Origin of the sequence: Streptomyces ziwulingensis, assembly GCF_039542605.1 — a bacterium.
Classification (GTDB): Bacteria; Actinomycetota; Actinomycetes; order Streptomycetales; family Streptomycetaceae; genus Streptomyces; species Streptomyces ziwulingensis.
Genome location: NZ_BAABIG010000004.1, coordinates 140,411 through 157,520, shown reverse-complemented (window position 1 = coordinate 157,520; position 17,110 = coordinate 140,411). Strand labels below are relative to the sequence as shown.

At 73.7% G+C, this 17,110-nt stretch carries 16 protein-coding genes; 6 read left to right on the top strand and 10 right to left on the bottom strand.

The genetic code is table 11. From position 1 onward, the window contains the following. The first annotated feature begins 28 nt into the window (after positions 1-28). On the top strand, positions 29-889 hold the full coding sequence (gene folP, locus ABEB00_RS01830) for a dihydropteroate synthase (RefSeq protein ID WP_345616989.1): 861 nt from the start codon (positions 29-31) through the stop codon (positions 887-889). Positions 890-977: 88 nt separating this feature from the next. On the opposite strand, the gene ABEB00_RS01825 is transcribed toward folP, so the two are convergent. Together ABEB00_RS01825 and dapE are read right to left on the bottom strand one after the other, a co-directional pair. After that, positions 978-1,736 carry an LOG family protein gene (locus ABEB00_RS01825; RefSeq protein ID WP_345616988.1) on the bottom strand — a complete coding sequence of 253 codons (759 nt, stop codon included), beginning with the start codon at positions 1,734-1,736 and terminating at the stop codon, positions 978-980. Between the two features lie 126 nt (positions 1,737-1,862). Continuing rightward, the gene (dapE, locus tag ABEB00_RS01820) at positions 1,863-2,942 is read right to left on the bottom strand and encodes a succinyl-diaminopimelate desuccinylase (protein ID WP_345616987.1); all 1,080 of its coding nucleotides are present in this window, start codon (positions 2,940-2,942) and stop codon (positions 1,863-1,865) included. Between the two features lie 85 nt (positions 2,943-3,027). On the opposite strand from dapE, the gene ABEB00_RS01815 reads away from it, so the two are divergent. Both ABEB00_RS01815 and ABEB00_RS01810 read left to right on the top strand, forming a co-directional pair. Next, positions 3,028-4,077, top strand: coding sequence for a heavy metal transporter (locus ABEB00_RS01815; RefSeq protein WP_345616986.1), 1,050 nt, complete (start codon positions 3,028-3,030; stop codon positions 4,075-4,077). A 308-nt stretch (positions 4,078-4,385) separates the two neighbouring features. Further along, a complete protein-coding gene (locus ABEB00_RS01810; RefSeq protein WP_345616984.1) occupies positions 4,386-4,835 on the top strand; it encodes an ATP-binding protein in 450 nt (149 codons plus the stop codon). Between the two features lie 80 nt (positions 4,836-4,915). Here ABEB00_RS01810 and ABEB00_RS01805 read toward each other — a convergent pair whose 3' ends face one another. Together ABEB00_RS01805 and fdxA are read right to left on the bottom strand one after the other, a co-directional pair. Then, on the bottom strand, positions 4,916-6,007 hold the full coding sequence (locus ABEB00_RS01805; RefSeq protein ID WP_345616983.1) for a bifunctional succinyldiaminopimelate transaminase/glutamate-prephenate aminotransferase: 1,092 nt from the start codon (positions 6,005-6,007) through the stop codon (positions 4,916-4,918). 122 nt (positions 6,008-6,129) lie between these two features. Beyond that, positions 6,130-6,450 (bottom strand): ferredoxin, encoded by a 321-nt coding sequence (gene fdxA, locus ABEB00_RS01800; RefSeq protein WP_345616982.1) that lies wholly within the window; start codon positions 6,448-6,450, stop codon positions 6,130-6,132. A 141-nt stretch (positions 6,451-6,591) separates the two neighbouring features. Here fdxA and ABEB00_RS01795 point away from each other — a divergent pair, with 141 nt between their 5' ends. Together ABEB00_RS01795 and ABEB00_RS01790 are read left to right on the top strand one after the other, a co-directional pair. Further along, positions 6,592-7,605: a GNAT family N-acetyltransferase gene (locus tag ABEB00_RS01795; protein WP_345616981.1), complete on the top strand. Its 1,014-nt coding sequence runs from the start codon at positions 6,592-6,594 to the stop codon at positions 7,603-7,605. Between the two features lie 26 nt (positions 7,606-7,631). Next, positions 7,632-8,495: a transglutaminase-like and tetratricopeptide repeat-containing protein gene (locus ABEB00_RS01790; RefSeq protein ID WP_345616979.1), complete on the top strand. Its 864-nt coding sequence runs from the start codon at positions 7,632-7,634 to the stop codon at positions 8,493-8,495. 79 nt (positions 8,496-8,574) lie between these two features. Here ABEB00_RS01790 and ABEB00_RS01785 read toward each other — a convergent pair whose 3' ends face one another. The 4 genes from ABEB00_RS01785 to ABEB00_RS01770 form a co-directional block, all read right to left on the bottom strand. Continuing rightward, complete coding sequence (locus tag ABEB00_RS01785; RefSeq protein ID WP_345616978.1) at positions 8,575-10,914, bottom strand: hypothetical protein; 2,340 nt, start codon at positions 10,912-10,914, stop codon at positions 8,575-8,577. 217 nt (positions 10,915-11,131) lie between these two features. Continuing rightward, positions 11,132-11,551, bottom strand: coding sequence for a DUF6113 family protein (locus tag ABEB00_RS01780; protein ID WP_345616977.1), 420 nt, complete (start codon positions 11,549-11,551; stop codon positions 11,132-11,134). Continuing rightward, on the bottom strand, positions 11,548-12,411 hold the full coding sequence (gene mshB / locus ABEB00_RS01775) for an N-acetyl-1-D-myo-inositol-2-amino-2-deoxy-alpha-D-glucopyranoside deacetylase (protein WP_345616976.1): 864 nt from the start codon (positions 12,409-12,411) through the stop codon (positions 11,548-11,550). The genes ABEB00_RS01780 and mshB overlap by 4 nt, the downstream gene beginning before the upstream one ends. 19 nt (positions 12,412-12,430) lie before the next feature. Then, positions 12,431-12,625 carry a hypothetical protein gene (locus ABEB00_RS01770; protein ID WP_345616975.1) on the bottom strand — a complete coding sequence of 65 codons (195 nt, stop codon included), beginning with the start codon at positions 12,623-12,625 and terminating at the stop codon, positions 12,431-12,433. A gap of 188 nt (positions 12,626-12,813) precedes the next feature. On the opposite strand from ABEB00_RS01770, the gene ABEB00_RS01765 reads away from it, so the two are divergent. Beyond that, positions 12,814-14,943, top strand: coding sequence for a S9 family peptidase (locus ABEB00_RS01765; protein ID WP_345616974.1), 2,130 nt, complete (start codon positions 12,814-12,816; stop codon positions 14,941-14,943). 135 nt (positions 14,944-15,078) lie between these two features. Here the strand turns inward: ABEB00_RS01765 and ABEB00_RS01760 are convergent, their stop codons facing one another. Continuing rightward, positions 15,079-16,125 (bottom strand): ABC transporter ATP-binding protein, encoded by a 1,047-nt coding sequence (locus tag ABEB00_RS01760; protein WP_345616973.1) that lies wholly within the window; start codon positions 16,123-16,125, stop codon positions 15,079-15,081. After that, positions 16,118-17,110, bottom strand: a complete 993-nt coding sequence (locus ABEB00_RS01755) for an ABC transporter ATP-binding protein (RefSeq protein ID WP_345616972.1) — start codon at positions 17,108-17,110, stop codon at positions 16,118-16,120. The genes ABEB00_RS01760 and ABEB00_RS01755 overlap by 8 nt, the downstream gene beginning before the upstream one ends.

The window sequence follows — 17,110 nt, the reverse complement described above, 5'->3', positions numbered from 1 at the left end:
CCGGTTTCACGGGAAGAGGTCACAGGAGATGCTCAGGCTGGGCAGGCGCGCGTTCGAGGCGCACGAGCCGGTGGTCATGGCGATCGTGAACCGGACCCCGGACTCCTTCTACGACCGGGGCGCCACCTTCCACGACGAACCGGCGCTCGCACGCGTGGAGCGCGCGGTGGCCGACGGCGCCGCGATCATCGACATCGGCGGGGTCAAGGCCGGACCCGGCGACGAGGTGAGCGCCGAGGAGGAGGCGCGGCGCACGGTCGGTTTCGTCGCGGAGGTGCGGCGGCGCTTCCCGGACGTGGTGATCAGCGTGGACACCTGGCGGCACGAGGTCGGCGAGGCCGTGTGCGAGGCCGGCGCGGACCTGCTGAACGACGCGTGGGGCGGCGTCGATCCCAAGCTCGCGGAGGTCGCCGGGCGGTACGGCGTGGGCCTGGTGTGCACGCACGCGGGCGGCGCCGAGCCGCGCACCCGCCCGCACCGGGTGACGTACGAGGACGTCATGGCCGACATCCTGCGGGTGACGCTGGGGCTGGCCGAGCGCGCGGTGGCGCTGGGGGTGCCCCGGGAGTCGGTGCTGATCGACCCCGGGCACGACTTCGGGAAGAACACCCGGCACAGCCTGGAGGCGACGCGGCGGCTCGGGGAGATGGTGGCGACCGGCTGGCCGGTGCTGGTCTCCCTGTCCAACAAGGACTTCGTCGGGGAGACCCTGGACCGGCCGGTCAAGGAGCGCCTGACCGGCACGCTGGCGACGACGGCGGTCTCGGCCTGGCTCGGGGCGCGGGTCTACCGGGTGCACGAGGTGGCGGAGACCCGGCAGGTACTGGACATGGTGGCGTCCATAGCGGGCCACCGCGCCCCGGCGGTGGCCCGCCGGGGCCTGTCGTAGAGCCGGCGACCGGGGACCGTCGCAGGGTCCGCCGGGGCCGGCCGAGACCGGCGGGGCGGGGTGGCGTACCGGCGAGTCCGGACGGTGTCTAGCGCCCGGCCTCCTTGGACACCAGGGCGACCGCCTCGTCCACGTCGTCGGTGACGTGGAAGAGCATCAGGTCCTTCTCGGCCGCCTTGCCCTGGGCGACCAGGGTGTTCCGCAGCCAGTCGAGCAGGCCGCCCCAGTACTCCGTGCCGAAGAGCACGATGGGGAACTGGGTCACCTTCTGCGTCTGCACCAGGGTGAGCGCCTCGAACAGTTCATCGAGCGTGCCGAGGCCGCCGGGCAGCACGACGAAGCCCTGCGCGTACTTCACGAACATCATCTTGCGGACGAAGAAGTACCGGAAGTTCAGGCCGATGTCGACATACGGGTTGAGTCCCTGCTCGAACGGCAGCTCGATACCGAGGCCGACGGAGATGCCGTCCGCTTCGAGCGCGCCCTTGTTGGCCGCCTCCATCGCGCCGGGCCCGCCGCCGGTGATGACGGCGAAGCCCGCCTCGACCAGACCGCGGCCCAGGCGGACGCCGGCCTCGTACTCCGGGGAGTCGGCGGGGGTGCGGGCCGAGCCGAAGACGCTGATGGCGGGCGGCAGTTCGGCGAGGGTGCCGAAGCCCTCGATGAACTCCGACTGGATGCGCAGCACCCGCCAGGGGTCGGTGTGGACCCAGTCGGTGGGCGCCCGCTCGTCCAGCAGCCGCTGGTCGGTGGTGCTCGCCTGGACCTGGCCCCGCCGCCGCAGGACCGGGCCGAGGCGCTGCTCGTCCGGCGGCTGCTTCTTGCCCACGGGGTTGCCGGTAGCCATGGGGGCTCCCTCCGTCGTTCTGGTCGTGCCGGTGTTTCCGCCTCAGCGTAGATCTACGCGGGTTACGCACGGGGGACATCAGCATGTCCGCCATGAAGCGCCCTAAACGAGGCTGCGGTCAGGCGGTCAGGCGGTCAGCCAGGAACGCAGGCGCTCCTCGCCGGCCAGGACCTTGGCCACCTCCACGCGCTCGTCGCGCTTGTGGGCCAGATGCGGGTTGCCGGGTCCGTAGTTGACCGCGGGGACGCCGAGCGCCGAGAAGCGGGAGACGTCCGTCCAGCCGTACTTGGGCAGCGGGGTGCCGCCGACCGCCTCGATGAAGGCCGCGGCGGCCGGGTGCGACAGGCCGGGCATGGCGGCGCCGCTGTGGTCGTCGACCACGAACTCGTCCACCGGGCAGTCGGCGAAGACCTCGCGGACATGGGCCAGTGCCTCCTCGGGCGTGCGGTCGGGCGCGTAGCGGAAGTTGACGGTGACCACGCACTCGTCGGGGATGACGTTGCCGGCCACTCCCCCGGAGATCCCGACCGCGTTCAGCCCCTCGCGGTACTCCAGGCCGTCGATGACCGGCCACCGGGGCGTGTAGGAGGCGAGGCGGGCGAGGATCGGGGCGGCCGTGTGGATCGCGTTGGACCCCAGCCAGCTCCGCGCGGAGTGGGCGCGTTCGCCGGTGGTCCTCAGCAGCACCCGCAGCGTGCCCTGGCAGCCGCCCTCCACCTGGCCGTCGGAGGGCTCCAGGAGCACCGCGAAGTCGCCCCGCAGCCACTCCGGGTGGGCTTCGGCGATCTTCCCCAGGCCGTTGAGGTGGGCGGCGACCTCCTCGTTGTCGTAGAAGACGAAGGTGAGGTCGCGGTTGGGGGCGGGGACGGTGGCCGCGACGCGCAGTTGCACCGCGACGCCCGCCTTCATGTCGCAGGTGCCGCAGCCCCACAGCACGCCGTCCTCGTCGAGGCGCGAGGGGACGTTGTCGGCGATCGGGACCGTGTCGATGTGGCCGGCCAGGATCACCCGCTGCTCGCGTCCCAGTGCGGTGCGGGCCACGACGTTGTTGCCGAACCGGTCGACCCGCAGGTGCGGCAGGGCGCGCAGGGCGCTCTCGATCGCGTCGGCCAACGGCTTCTCCGAACCGCTGACGGACGGGAAGTCGACGAGCCGGGCGGTCAGCTCCGCGGCGTCCAGCGTGAGGTCAAGCGGGGTATCGGCCATGGCGTCGACCCTAACGCCCCGGTCCGGCGGGGCACGCGCTCGGCCCTGCACGCCTGCCGCCGCGCCCTCCAGTACCTTGTTACCCGTGCTTCAGCCGTCCCCCACCAGCAAGCGCCGCGGCCGCCTCTTCCGGTTCGGGGCGGCCCTCGTGACCATGCTCGCGGTCGCCGGATACCTCGTGGTGCAGTACGTCACCTCGGGCGCGGGCCGGCCGGGCTGCGAGGTCGTGGCGGCCGGTGACCGCGGATCGTCCTACGAGTTCACGCCCCGGCAGGCGGTCAACGCGGCGACCATCACCGCCGTGGGCACCACCCGCGACCTGCCCGAGCGGGCGGTGACGATCGCGCTGGCGACCGCGCTCCAGGAGTCGGCGCTGGACAACCTCGACCACGGCGACCGGGACTCGCTCGGCCTGTTCCAGCAGCGGCCCTCACAGGGCTGGGGCACGCCGGAGCAGATCATGGACCCCGCGTACGCGGCGGGGAAGTTCTACGACCATCTGGTCGACGTGCCCGGCTACACCCGGCTGCCGCTGACCGTCGCCGCGCAGCGCGTGCAGCGCAGCGGCTTCCCCGACGCGTACGCCAAGCACGAGCCGGACGCGGCACTGCTCGCCGCCGCCCTCACCGGACACGCGGCGGCCACCCTGACCTGCGAGGGACGGCCGGGCACCACGCGGACGGGCGGGACGGACGCGGTACGCGCGGCGCTCGCCCGGGACTTCGGGCGCGACGTGCTCCGGCCGACCGCCGCGGACGTCGGCGCCTCGCCGACGCCGACCCCGACGACCGGCGCTTCAGACTCCTCACCCTCTTCACCCTCCTCACCCTCTTCACCCTCTTCGGACCGTTCACCCACTTCAGTCCCTTCGGGTGGTTCTGGCGGTTCGGGCGGACGGACCATGACGCTGCCCGTCACCGCCGAAGCGGGCCCCCGGGACGCGCGGCAGCGCGGCTGGCAGCTCGCGCACTGGGCGGTGGCCAACTCCTCCGCCCTGCTCATCGAACGGGTGTCGTACGCGGGCCGCGAGTGGACCGCCGGGAACACCGGCAGCCAGTGGCGCTCCCTGGCCGCGGCCGGTACCGGAGGCGCCGAGCGGGGCTCCGGATCGGTCCGGATCGTCACCGCTCGGTAGTACGAGCCGTCCCCCGCGGGGGTTACGCGCCCGGCGGACCGACGACGGCGTGGACGGGTTCCCGGCGCCACCCTCCCCGGTCCGGCCGAGCCCTTGGCAACACCGGGCCGTAAGGATTCAGCAGACTTTCCGACGAGTGACCTTTGCCCGCTTTTCTGCGCACCCGATAATGCGACGCATTAACAACTCTTTACGTTTGTCCGCCGCAACCTTCGCGGCGCTGGAGCGGTAGTCACTGCGTCCGAGCCCGCCGCTCAACTCACCGGGTCCGGTCGCAGACACCGTTCACATCCCGTCGAAGGAGCATCATGTCCCTCCCCCTGACCCGCCGGATCGCCCGTGCCGCGCTGCTCGTCGCTGCGGGAGCGGCTGCCGGGATCGGTGCGGCCGGCTCCGCCAGTGCGGCCCCCGAGCTGCCCGCCGCCCCGAACCTCGGCGGGCTGACCGCCCTGGACGGGGCGAACGTGGGCAACACCGTCGACTCCGCTGCCCAGAACGTCACCGAGACCGCGGGCGACACCGGCGGCAAGGCCGTGAAGAAGGCCGTGCCGACCGCGGGCAAGGCCGGCGGCTCGGTCGTCAAGAAGGCCACCCCGGTCGCGCAGAAGGCCGCCGGGGACGCGGCCGGTTCCGCCGGGGACATCCTCGGTGACACCGCGCAGACCGCCACCAAGAGCGGCCTGCCCGGCGACGCGGCGGCCGGCGGCCTGCCGGCCACCGGCTCGCTGCCCCTGCAGGGCCTGCCGATCGGCCGCTGAGTCCGGCACGCGGAAGGGGCCCGGGGTTCACCACCCGGGCCCCTTCGGCATGCGTGCGGTCCGCGTGCGTGCGCGGCGCGTCAGAGGCGGGCGACCGCCGCCGCGACCCGCTCGTCGGTCGCCGTGAAGGCCACCCGGACGTGGCGCTCGCCCGCCGGGCCGTAGAAGTCGCCCGGCGCGACCAGGATGCCGCGCTCCGCCAGGTGGGCCACCGTGTCCCAGCAGGATTCCTCGCGGGTGGCCCAGAGGTACAGGCTCGCCTCGCTGTGCTCGATGCGCAGGCCGTGGCCGAGCAGCGCCGCGCGCAGGGCCGCGCGGCGGGCCGCGTACCGCTCGCGCTGGACGCGGACGTGCTCGTCGTCGGCGAGGGCCGCCACCACGGCCGCCTGCGTCGGCGCCGAGGTCATCATGCCGCCGTGCTTGCGGATCTCCAGCAGCGGGCCGAGCACCGCCGGGTCACCGGCCAGGAAGGCGGCGCGGTACCCGGCCAGGTTGGAACGCTTGGAGAGGGAGTGGACGGCGACCAGGCCGTCGTAGGAGCCGCCGTTGACGTCCGGGTGCAGGACGGAGACCGGGTCGGCCTCCCAGCCCAGCTCCAGATAGCACTCGTCGGAGAAGACGAGGACGCCGTGGTCGCGGGCCCAGCCGACGATCCGGGTCAGCTCGGCCCGGGAGAGGACCTTGCCGGTGGGGTTGGACGGGGAGTTCAGCCAGAGCAGCTTCAGTCCCGCCGGGTCCAGCTCGGTGGGGTCGTCGTAGCTCACGTACTCCGCGCGCGCCAGGCGGGCACCCACCTCGTACGTCGGGTAGGCCAGCCGCGGGAAGGCCACCCGGTCGCCGGGGCCGAGGCCGAGCTGGGTCGGCAGCCAGGCGACGAGTTCCTTGGAACCGACGATCGGCAGCACGTGGTGGTGGGTGACCTCGCGGGCGCCGAGGCGCCGTTCCACCCAGCCGGTGAGCGCGTCCCGCAGTGCCGGAGTGCCCCAGACGGTCGGATAGCCCGGGGAGTCGGCCGCGGCGATCAGCGCCTTCTGGACCTGCTCGGGCACCGGGTCGACCGGCGTGCCGACGGAGAGGTCGACCAGACCGTCCGGATGGGCGGCGGCGGTCGCCTTGAAGGGCGCCAGCCGGTCCCAGGGGAAGGCGGGGAGGCGGTCGGAGACTGCGGACACGGGGATTGACTCACTTTCTGGTACGCGGGGCGTACGACGAACGCCCCGGTCCCGGGCGCCGGCCGACCGGGATCGGGGCGTACGGGACCGAGGCGGCGCGACGGTGCGGGCCGCTTACGGCGTCACTCGCTCTGCGGGGGCAGGGCGGCGACAAAGGGGTGATCACGCTCGATCAGCCCCAGCTTGCTGGCACCGCCGGGCGAGCCCAGTTCGTCGAAGAACTCGACGTTCGCCTTGTAGTAGTCCTTCCACTCCTCCGGAGTGTCGTCCTCGTAGAAGATCGCCTCGACCGGGCAGACCGGCTCACAGGCACCGCAGTCGACGCATTCGTCCGGGTGGATGTACAAGGACCGCTGGCCCTCGTAGATGCAGTCGACCGGGCACTCCTCGATGCACGCCTTGTCCTTGACGTCGACACAAGGCTGCGCGATGACGTAGGTCACGCTGTCGTTCCTCCTCGATACGGGCGCCGGCGGGCCTCCTCAGGCTCCGCCGCCTGGCGCGCGGGAGCGCGGCGTCGTCGATGCCCGCCCCTAGTATCTCCGTTCCTGGGCACGAACCGAACAGGAGGGGTGAACGGACCCGTGGAAATCTCCGGCGCAGGCCGTCTCGAAGTCCGCATTACCGCCGCTGACGTGGGCAAACGTGTCTCCGTGCGCCGTTTGTCCGAACCCGGCGCGCCGGGAGAGAAGTTCACCGACACCCTCGGTGTTCTCACATCATGGGACGACTCTGTGCTGCTGATCACACGGAAGGACGGCGAGACCGTCCGTGTTGACGCGTCCCGGCTGGTCGCCGGCAAGGTGGTGCCGCCCGCGCCGGCGCGGCGACGGGGTCCTGCCGCGTCGTACCGGGAGCTGGCGCGGGTGGCGGCGCGGGCGTGGCGGCCGGTGGAGAGCGAACGGCTCGGCGAGTGGGAGCTGCGGGCCGCCGCCGGGTTCACCCGGCGGGCCAACTCGGTGCTGCCGCTGGGCGACCCCGGGCTGCCCCTGGACGAGGCACTGAGTGCCGTACGGCGCTGGTACGCGGCGCGTGGGCGGCCGGCGTACGTGCAGACCGCGACCGGGGCCGAGGGCACCGAGGAGTGGCTGGGCGTGGAACTGGAGCGGCGCGGCTGGGTCCGGGAGGTGACCGCCGAACTGTGGACCGGCGGGCTCGCGCCGGTCGCGGACCGGCCCGGGGGCGAGGGGGTCGAGCTGTCCCGGACGGCGGACCGGGCGTGGCTGACGCGCTATCAGCGCAAGGGCCTGAGCGACGTGGCCCTGAGGGTGCTGGGCGGCGGGCCGTCGGTGTGGTTCGCGACGGTGCCCGGCGCGGGCGGGGTGCCGGCCGCGATCGGGCGGTGTGTGGTGGACGGCCGGTGGGCCGGGTTCGCGGCCGTCGAGGTGGACCCCGCGCGGCGGCGCCAGGGGCTGGCCGGTGCGGTGATGGCCGCGCTGGCCCGGCGGGCGCTGGACGAGGGCGCGTCGGCGGCCTGGCTCCAGGTGGAGCTGGACAACGCCGCCGCGCGCGGAATGTACACCGGGATGGGCTTCGCCGCCCAGCACGCGTACCACCACTACCGGGAGCCGGGAAGCGCCGGACCGGACCCGCGCTGACCGCCGCGAGAGGGCATCTGCCAGCCATGCGTTCCCCGCATCCCCCACCCCCCGGCCGCTCCGCCGAGCTGCGCCGCCGGTTCGCCGCGGAGGCCCGCTCCGGGCGGCCCGATCTGTCGACGCTCTGTCTGCTGGTCGGCGCGGAGGCGGACGGGTCCCTGGACGAGGCGGGCATCGACGCCGCCCAGATGGAGCTGGACCGGCTCGCCGGGGAGCTGCCGTTCCGGCCCGGCGGGCCCCGCGACTGGGCGGTGGCGCTGCGTCGACTGCTCGGCGAGGGCCAGGGCTTCCACGGCACGGCCGCCGACTACCGGCGCCTTGAGTCGTCCCTGCTGCATCAGGTGCTGGAGCGGCGGCGGGGGCTGCCGATCCTGCTGTCGGTGGTGTGGCTGGAGGTGGCCCGGCGGGCGGGGGCGCCGGTGTACGGGGTGGCGCTGCCCGGGCACTTCGTCGTCGGTCTCGGGGACGGCGGCGGGCCGCGGGAGGCGCGGGTGCTCGTGGACCCGTTCGACGGGGGCCGCGTGCTGTCGGGGCCCGACGCGGAGCTGCTGGTGGCCGGCTCGACGGGGGTGCCGCTGGAGGCGGCGATGCTGGAACCGGCCGATCCGCTCGACGTGGTGCTGCGCATCCTGAACAACGTACGGGCCTGGGCCGAGGCGCGGCCCGAGCGGTCGGACGTGTCCCTGTGGGCGGTGGAACTGTCACTGCTGCTGCCCTCGCATCCGGCGCGGCTGCGGTACGAGCGGGCGCGGTTGCTGGTGCGGCGGGGCGAGTTCCTGGCGGGGGCCGCCGAGTTGGAGGCGTACGCCGAGGTGGTGGGGGCCGTGGACGAGGGCGTGGGCCGGCGGGTGCGCGGCGAGGCGCTGGCGGCCCGGGCGCTGTTGAACTGACCGGCGAAACGGCGCGGGCGCGGAAGTGGGGCGCCCGGTGCTCACCGGGGCGCCCCAGTCCTGTTCCGCCGGTCCCCGGTCAGCTCGGGTCGGTGTCGATGACCGCGATCCGGTCGGTCCTGCTCAGCAGGGCCTGGCGCAGGGCGACGTAGACGTCCTGGGGTGTGACGGCCGTCTTCTCGCCGTTGGCCCGGGCGATGAGCACCCCGTCGAACGCCCCGCCGTACAGCTCCTTCAGGGCGTCCAGGTCGGGCTTGTCGACCAGCTTGCCGTCGACCGCGGTGACCCTGAGGAACTTCCACAGCGAGTTCTGCGGGCTCATCGGGACGGAGTGCGCCGGGTCGGTCTGCACGGTGACGTTGGCCGACATCGCCGGCTCGGCGAACTCCTTCATCATCCGGTCGACCTCGGCCTTGGTGACCTTCGGCTGCTGGGCGGTGGTCGGCACGGACACCGCCGCGGAGGCGCCGGTCCGCACCTGCTTGCGGTACGCCTCCTCGACGGCGGCGGCCGACTTGGCGGCGTCGATGCCCTGGCCCGCCTTCGGGTAGACGGCGACGGCCTTGCCGGACGTGAACTCGACGCCGCCCTCCGACATCGAACCGGAGCCGCCGGCCGCCTGCTTCAGGGCGGCGTTCAGCTTCTCCTCGTCGACGGGCATGACCGGGTCCACGACCCGGTGGTTGCCGAAGAGCGAGCCGATCACGGAGACCGGGTTGTAGTCGCTGCGGGCGGCGATGCCGACGGTGGCCTGGGTGTCGAACTGCAGGCCCGCCTGGTCCGGCCGGAGCGAGACCGTGTCGCCGTCGACGGTGAGCTTCAGCGGCTTGCCCACCCGGTCCTCGAAGGTGTCGTCGAGCTTCTCGACGGCGTCGTCCCGGGTGGAGCCGCCGATGTCGAGGCCGAGCACGGTGGTGCCCTTGGGCACGTCGGAGTGGTTCATCAGCAGACCGGCGCCGTAGGCGACGCCGCCGAGGAAGACCAGGCCGCCGCAGAGCAGAGGCAGCTTGCCGCGGCGCTTCTTCTTCTTGGGCGCCTTGGCGGTGCTCGCCGGGGGCGGCGTGACCGGCTCGGGCGCCTTCGGCGGCGTCTGCGACACCGGGCCGCCGACGGGCGCGCCGTTCCGGAACGGCGCGCCGGGGTCGCCGGGCACGACCGGGATGCCGCTGGTGACGGTGTTCCCGGAGACGTTGTCCGGGTTGCCGAAGGCGAACCCGCCCGGCGGCTCGGGGACCTGCTGCTGCGGGGTGAGGATCGCGGTGTCGTCGCTCAGGCCACCACCGGGGTGGGGGCGGCCGGGGGCGGTCGCGCCCTGGGGGTCGCGCGGGGCGCCCGGCGTGCCGGGGCCGTCCGGTGCGCCCGGGCCGCCGGGCCCGCCCTGTATGTTCTGGCCGCCGAGTCCACCGGGGCCGCCCGAGCCGCCTGGGCCCGCGAACGGCCCCGGGCCACCCGGGCCCGACTGGCCGGCGAAACCGCCGGTCCCGCCCGCGCCGCCGGTCCCGCCCGCGCCGCCGGTCCCGCCCGCGAGCGGCGGCGTCAGCGACCCGTCGCCGGTGACCGGTCCGGCGGTCGGACCCGCGGGCCCGCCCTGGCCACCGTGTCCGTCGTCGGCGAAGTACGCCAGGTCCTCGCGGCGCGGCTCCGGGCCGCCGCCGTCGGTGCCCGGGCGGATGCCGTTGCCCAGCGGGCCCGCGGCCAGCGCCTCGGTCACGTCGAAGGAACCGGTGCCGCCGCCGTGTCCGGGCGCCACCGGGCCGCCGGTCGCCCCGGTCAGCCCCGCCCCGCCGGCGGAACCGGACCCGGACCGGGAGCCGCCGGGCACGTTCATGGAGCCGACCACACCACCCGGCCGCGCACCACCCCCACCAGAGACACCACCCCCGCCGGAAGCACCGGCGTTCCCGGCGCCCGCGCCTCCGCCGGAGGCACCCGTGGCGGAACCGCCGGGCAGTCCCGCGCCGTTGGTGGAGCCGCCGCCCGGACCGCCCTTGGCGGGGCCGGACTTGCGGGGCGCGAACCAGTCGCTGGCCGGCTTGTCCTCACCGGCGGCCGGCGCGGGCTCGGCGGGCGCCGGGGCGCCGGGCGCCGACGCCTCGAAGTCCGCTTCTCCGGAGCCGGCACCCGAGCCGGCACCGGACCCACTGCCGGCTCCGGACCCGTTACCGGCACCGCTCTCGCCGTCCGCGACGGGCTTGCGCACGACGACCGGCGGGATGGGCCGCGACCCGGGGATGTTGATCCGGATCCGCGTGGTCAGCGTCGTCTCGGTCTTGCGCTCGTCCGGCCGGGCGGCCGGACCTCCCGCGTCCGCACCGGCGTCGGGAGCCGTCGGCGTCCCGTAGGGCGGCGTGCCCGAGGGGTATGCGGCTCCACCACGCCCGTGGGGCCCGGAGGACGGAGTGTCAGTTTCACGACTCAAGGCAGGTTCTCCCGGTTGGCTCCGCCGCCCGTCACACCTTCAAAGCGGGCGGCTCGGCGGCGCGCACCACCATACTGGCCGCCTCACACGCGTATCCCATGACCGCCGGGTAAACCCACACCGGACCCGCACGGCCGGTCACCCCACCGGTCACGGCACCGGTCAGGGCACCGCTCACGGCACCGGTCACGACAGGGCACCTGCCCGGCGTACCACGTCACTTCCCCGGTCGGCCGGGGTCGTCGTCCGGTCGCCGGACCGGCGCGAGGGTGGCGCACATCACAGCGACGGCGATGCCGCCGAGCAGGAAGAGGTAGGAGCCGCTGCCCGCCGCGAAGAGGAAGTCGCCCTCGGGGCGGCCGGCGGTGAGCAGGACGACGACGAGGGCCCAGCCGGCGGCGGGCGCGACGGCCGCGGCCCGGCGGCGCACGGCGCGGGCGGCGCCGAGGCAGAGCCCGGCCTCACCGGCCAGCGCGAGCAGCAGTCCGCCCGGGAACCAGCCGGGCTGCACCAGCGCCCCGGCCACGCCCAGGACGGCACCGAGGAGGAAGAGGCCGAGGTAGAGGGCGGCCCGCCCCGGGGAGGGCGGTCGCAGCGGCTGGGCGAGCGCGGGGGTCCCCGCGGTCCGGCCGCTCACCGCGCCTGCTCGATCCCGGCGAAGAGGTCCCGCTCGCGCGCGCCGGCCGGGGCGGCGCCGACCAGCTCGTAGTACTCGGTGGTGAAGAGCGGCTGGGCGAGGGCGTTGGAGAGCGCGAAGTACGGCTCGGCGACGTCGATCTGGGTGGCGTGCGCCCGCATGGCCGCGGCCTTGGCGGCGGCGTACGGGGTGCCGTCGGCGACGATCTCGGTGGTGATCCGCGCGTCCTCCACGACGCCGGGGACGTCGTCGACGCCGGCCGCCGCGGTGAAGGGCAGGCCGGGCAGGTCGTCCGCGAGGCGGGCGAAGGCCGCCTCCGCCACCGGCCGGGGTACGCGGTTCCAGTAGGTCTTGGCGATGCCGAGACCCGCCTCGGCGGCCAGTTCGGCGGCGCGGGTGGCGACGCGGTGGGTCTGGATGTGGTCGGGGTGGCCGTAGCCGCCGTCGGGGTCGTAGGTGACGAGGACCTGCGGGCGGACCTCGCGGATCACCTCCAGGAGCAGGGCGGCGGCCTGGTCGACGTCCGCCTGCCAGAAGCAGGCGGGGTCGTCGTTGTCGGCGAGGCCCGTCATCCCGGAGTCGGCGAACCGGCCCGGCCCGCCGAGCAGCCGGACGTCGTCGACGCCGAGCGCGCTCATGGCGGCGGTCAGCTCTCCCAGGCGGTGCTGCCCGAGGGCGGCCCCCGTGAGGTGCGCGAGCCCGGGCGGGATGACCTCCCCCCGCTCGCCGAGGGTGCAGGTCACGAGCGTCACCTGGGCGCCCTCGGCCGCGTACCTGGCCATGGTGGCGCCGTTGTTGATCGACTCGTCGTCCGGGTGCGCGTGCACCAGCAGCAGACGCCGGGAGGGCTGTTCCGTCATGGGCCCCAGCGTACGGGGGTCAGAAGTTGATGGATCCGATCATCCCGGCGATGTTCGACGTCAGGTCGCTGATCGTGGGGGCCACCGTGGAGGAGGCCAGGTAGAACCCGAGGAGCATGCACACCACCGCATGCCCTCCCTTCAGTCCTGACTTCTTGATCAGCAGGAAGACGACGATCGCCAGCAGCACCACCGCCGAAATCGAGAGTGCCACGGCGGCTCACCTCCAAAGGAACCCAGGGACATGGGGGGACGTACGCGGTCGGAACCATGAGGCAGATAAATCCACACAGCGGGCAGCAGGTTGATACCCACTATGCGCTAGTGATCATAACTATCCGTGCGCGCGCATCGATCGGCGCACGGCCGCACAAGGGGGCGCATGGCCAATATGGTCAGGGCATGACGAGTGAGCCCGACTCCTTCCCCAGACGCCACGCGCGCACCCAGCGGTTCACGCTCGGCGCGCCGCGTTCGTTCACCGTGGCGCCCGACGGTTCGCGGGTCGCCTTCCTGCGCTCCGCCTCCGGAACCGACCGGGCGGGCGCCCTGTGGGTGCTCGACACGGCGGACGGACAGGAGCGCCTGGTGGCCGACCCGCGCGCCCTGCTGGGCGGCGTCGAGGAACGCCTGTCACCCGCCGAGCGGGCCCGGCGTGAGCGCAGCCGGGAGGGCGGCGCGGGCATCGTCGGCCAGGCCACCGACGCGGCCGTCGAGTTGGCCTCTTTCGCCTTGTCAGGGCGGCTTTTCACGGCCGGTCCACGGGCCGGTACGGCACGCGAACTCCCCGTCCCGGGGCCAGTGATCGACCCCCGCCCCGCCCCCGACGGCCGGCACATCGCCTACGTCTCGGGCGGCGCCCTGCGGGTGGTCGGCGCCGGGGGCGAGGGCGACCGGGCGCTGGCCGAACCGGAGTCGGAGGGCGTCTCCTACGGTCTCGCCGAGTTCATCGCGGCCGAGGAGATGGGCCGGACCAGGGGTTTCTGGTGGGCTCCGGAGTCGGACCGGCTGCTGGTGGCGCGCGTGGACGACACGCCCGTACAGCGCTGGTGGATCTCCGATCCGGCCCACCCCGAGCGTGATCCACAACACGTCCGGTACCCGGCGGCGGGCACTCCCAACGCCGAGGTGCGGCTGAGCGTGATCGGCCTGGACGGGACCCGTACGGAGGTCGGCTGGGACCGGACCCGTTACCCCTATCTGGCGCGTGTGCACTGGTCAGCGGCGGGTGCGCCGCTGCTGCTCGTGCAGAGCCGCGACCAGCGCGCTCAGGTGTGCCTGGCGGTCGATCCGGCGACCGGCGGGACCCGGATGGTGCACGCCGACGAAGATCGAACTTGGCTGGAACTTTTCCCCGGCGTGCCCTGCTGGAGCCCCTCGGGGCAGTTGGTGCGGATCGCCGACGAGGGCGGCGCCCGGGTGCTGGCGGTGGGCGACCGCCTGCTGACCGGCCCGCGGCTGCACGTACGCGCGGTGCTCGACGTCTCCGCGCACGACGTGCTGATCTCGGCGTCGGCGGGGGAAGAGGCCGCCGAGCCGGAGATCGGCGAGGTGCACGTGTACCGGGTGAACGAGCTGGGTGTGGAGCGCGTCTCGCGGGAACCGGGCGTGCACTCGGCGGTCCGCGCCGGGGGGGTGACCGTGTTGGTCTCCGCCACGCCGGACCGGCCGGGAACCCGGGCCCAGGTGCTGCGGGACGGGCAGCCGGTCGGGACGATCGCCTCGTACGCCGAAGATCCGGGGCTGTCCCCGCGCGTGACGCTCACCCAGGGGGGCGCACGCCGTGTCCCGTGCGCCCTGCTTATGCCAAAGGACTACGACGGTGGCTCACTCCTGCCGGTCCTGCTGGACCCCTACGGCGGTCCGCACGGCCAGCGGGTGGTGGCCGCGCACCACGCGTACCTCACCTCGCAGTGGTTCGCGGACCAGGGGTTCGCGGTGCTGATCGCCGACGGACGCGGCACTCCGGGGCGGTCGCCCGCCTGGGAGAAGGCGGTCAAGGACGACATCGCGGCGGTCGTCCTCCAGGACCAGGTGGACGCCCTGCACGCGCTCGCCGACCGGTTCCCGCTCGACCTCGGCCGGGTCGCGATCCGCGGCTGGTCCTTCGGCGGCTATCTGGCGGCCCTCGCCGCGCTGCGCCGCCCGGACGTCTTCCACGCGGCGGTCGTCGGCGCCCCGGTCACCGATCTGCGCCTGTACGACACCCACTACCAGGAGCGCTATCTCGGGCATCCCGGGGAGCGGCCCGAGGTCTACCGGCGCAACTCGCTGATCGACGACGCGGGTCTGGTGGACGCCGCCGAGCCGCACCGGCCCATGATGGTGATCCACGGGCTGGCGGACGACAACGTGGTGGTCGCCCACTCCCTGCGGCTCTCCTCGGCGCTGCTCGCCGCCGGCCGGCCGCACGAGGTGCTGCCCCTGTCCGGCGTCACGCACATGACCCCGCAGGAGTCGGTCGCCGAGAACCTGCTCCGGCTCCAGGTCGACTTCCTCAAGCGCTCACTGGGACTCGACCGGGGTCACTGAGCACGGCGACGGGCCGGGACGACATGGCGCGTCCCGGCCCGTCTACGGCACCCGCACGGCCGTACGCCGAACAGCTTGACGCGTCCGTATATCGAGACGGATTCCGGCAGATTGTCGCTCTGTTAACGGAGTTCGTCACGTTTCGGCAGGCCCGGTCTCCGGCGGCACGACCTGCTTCTCCTCCGCGAAGTGACAGGCCGAGTCGTGGGCCGCGGGGCCGCCGGCCCCCCGGAACGCCTCCGGGACGGCGAGCGACGGCACCTCCTCGGCGCAGCGTTCGCGCGCCTTCCAGCAGCGGGTGCGGAAGCGGCAGCCGGAGGGGACGTGGGTCGGTGAGGGGACGTCGCCGACCAGGATGATCCGCTCGCGGTGTTCGCGGGCCTCGGGGTCGGGGACGGGCACGGCGGAGAGCAGCGCCTGGGTGTACGGGTGCGTGGGATGGTCGTAGATCTCGGCGTCCCGGCCGGTCTCCACGATCCGGCCGAGGTACATCACCGCCACCCGGTCCGAGATGTGCCGGACGATCGACAGGTCGTGGGCGATGAAGACGTACGAGAGGTCGAACTCGGCCTGGAGCCGCGCCATCAGGTTGATGACCTGCGCCTGCACCGAGACGTCGAGGGCGGAGACCGGTTCGTCGGCGACGATGATCTCCGGGCGCAGGGCGAGGCCGCGGGCGATCCCGATGCGCTGGCGCTGCCCGCCGGAGAACTGGTGCGGATAGCGGTTGATGTACTCGGGGTTGAGCCCGACCACGTCCAGCAGGTCCTGGACCCGCCCGCGCCGCTCGCCCTTCGGCGCGACCTCGGGATGGATGTCGTACGCCTCCCCGATGATGTCGCCCACCGTCATGCGGGGGTTGAGCGAGGTGTACGGGTCCTGGAAGACCATCTGGATGTTGCGGCGTACGGCCTTCAGCGCGCGCCCGGAGAGCCGGGTGATGTCCTCGCCCTTGTAGCGGATCCGGCCGGCCGTCGGCCGTTCCAGGTTGACCAGCATCCTGGCGACCGTGGACTTGCCGCAGCCGGACTCGCCGACGATGCCGAGGGTCTCGCCGCGGTCGAGGTGGAAGTCGACACCGTCGACCGCCTTCACCGCGCCGACCTGCTTGCGCAGCAGGACGCCCCGGGTGAGCGGGTAGTGCTTGACGAGGCCGCTGACGCGCAGGATCGGCTCAGTCATGCAGGCACTCCCTCCAGAAGTGGCAGGCGCTGCCGCGGGCCGCCCCGGTCCACTCGGGCCGCGTCACCTCGTACAGCGGGGGTACGTCGGTGCGGCAGACGTCCCGGGCCATCGGGCAGCGCGGGTGGAAGGCGCAGCCGGGCGGGACGTGGGTGAGGCTGGGCGGGAGGCCCTTGATGGCGTACAGCTCCCGGCCCTTCTGGTCCAGGCGGGGGATCGACTCCAGCAGGCCGCGGGTGTAGGGGTGCGCGGGCGCCTTGTAGATGTCGTGGACCGGCGCCTCCTCGACGATCCGGCCCGCGTACATCACGGCGATCCGGTCGGCGACGTCGGCGACCACGCCGAGGTCGTGGGTGATGAGGATGAGCCCCATCCGGAACTCCCGCTGGAGTTCGGCGAGGAGTTCCATGACCTGGGCCTGGACGGTGACGTCGAGGGCGGTGGTCGGCTCGTCGGCGATGATCAGCTTGGGTTCCAGGGCCATCGCCATGGCGATCATGATGCGCTGGCGCATGCCGCCGGAGAACTGGTGCGGGTACTGCCGCACCCGCTCCCCGGCGCCCGGGATGCGCACCCGGTCCATCAGCTCCACGGCCTTGGTGCGCGCGTCCTTCCTCGACATGCCCCGGTGCACGGTGAACATCTCGCCGAGCTGGTCGCCGACGGTCAGGACGGGGTTCAGCGAGGACAGCGCGTCCTGGAAGATCATCGCCATCTCGGCGCCGCGGACCTTGCGCCGCTCCTCCTCCTTGAGCTTCAGCAGGTCGCGGCCCTCGAAGAGGACTTCTCCGCCGGTCACCCGGCCGGGCGGCACGTCGAGGATGCCCATGACGGTCTGGGCGGTGACGGACTTGCCGGAGCCGGACTCGCCGAGCACGGCGAGGGTCTCGCCGGCGTCCACGCCGTAGGAGACGCCGTTGACGGCCCTCGCGACGCCGTCCCGGGTGTGGAACTCCACCCGCAGGTCACGCACTTCGAGCAGCAT

What these genes read in the sequence shown, in the direction of transcription:
- ABEB00_RS01765 (WP_345616974.1), top strand. Translation starts at nt 12,814, where the DNA reads ATGACGAGTGAGCCCGACTCCTTCCCCAGACGCCACGCGCGCACCCAG.
- dapE (WP_345616987.1), bottom strand. Translation starts at nt 2,942, where the DNA reads ATGGCCGATACCCCGCTTGACCTCACGCTGGACGCCGCGGAGCTGACC.
- ABEB00_RS01810 (WP_345616984.1), top strand. Translation starts at nt 4,386, where the DNA reads ATGTCCCTCCCCCTGACCCGCCGGATCGCCCGTGCCGCGCTGCTCGTC.
- mshB (WP_345616976.1), bottom strand. Translation starts at nt 12,411, where the DNA reads ATGACGGAACAGCCCTCCCGGCGTCTGCTGCTGGTGCACGCGCACCCG.
- folP (WP_345616989.1), top strand. Translation starts at nt 29, where the DNA reads ATGCTCAGGCTGGGCAGGCGCGCGTTCGAGGCGCACGAGCCGGTGGTC.
- ABEB00_RS01755 (WP_345616972.1), bottom strand. Translation starts at nt 17,110, where the DNA reads ATGCTGCTCGAAGTGCGTGACCTGCGGGTGGAGTTCCACACCCGGGAC.
- ABEB00_RS01825 (WP_345616988.1), bottom strand. Translation starts at nt 1,736, where the DNA reads ATGGCTACCGGCAACCCCGTGGGCAAGAAGCAGCCGCCGGACGAGCAG.
- ABEB00_RS01790 (WP_345616979.1), top strand. Translation starts at nt 7,632, where the DNA reads ATGCGTTCCCCGCATCCCCCACCCCCCGGCCGCTCCGCCGAGCTGCGC.
- ABEB00_RS01760 (WP_345616973.1), bottom strand. Translation starts at nt 16,125, where the DNA reads ATGACTGAGCCGATCCTGCGCGTCAGCGGCCTCGTCAAGCACTACCCG.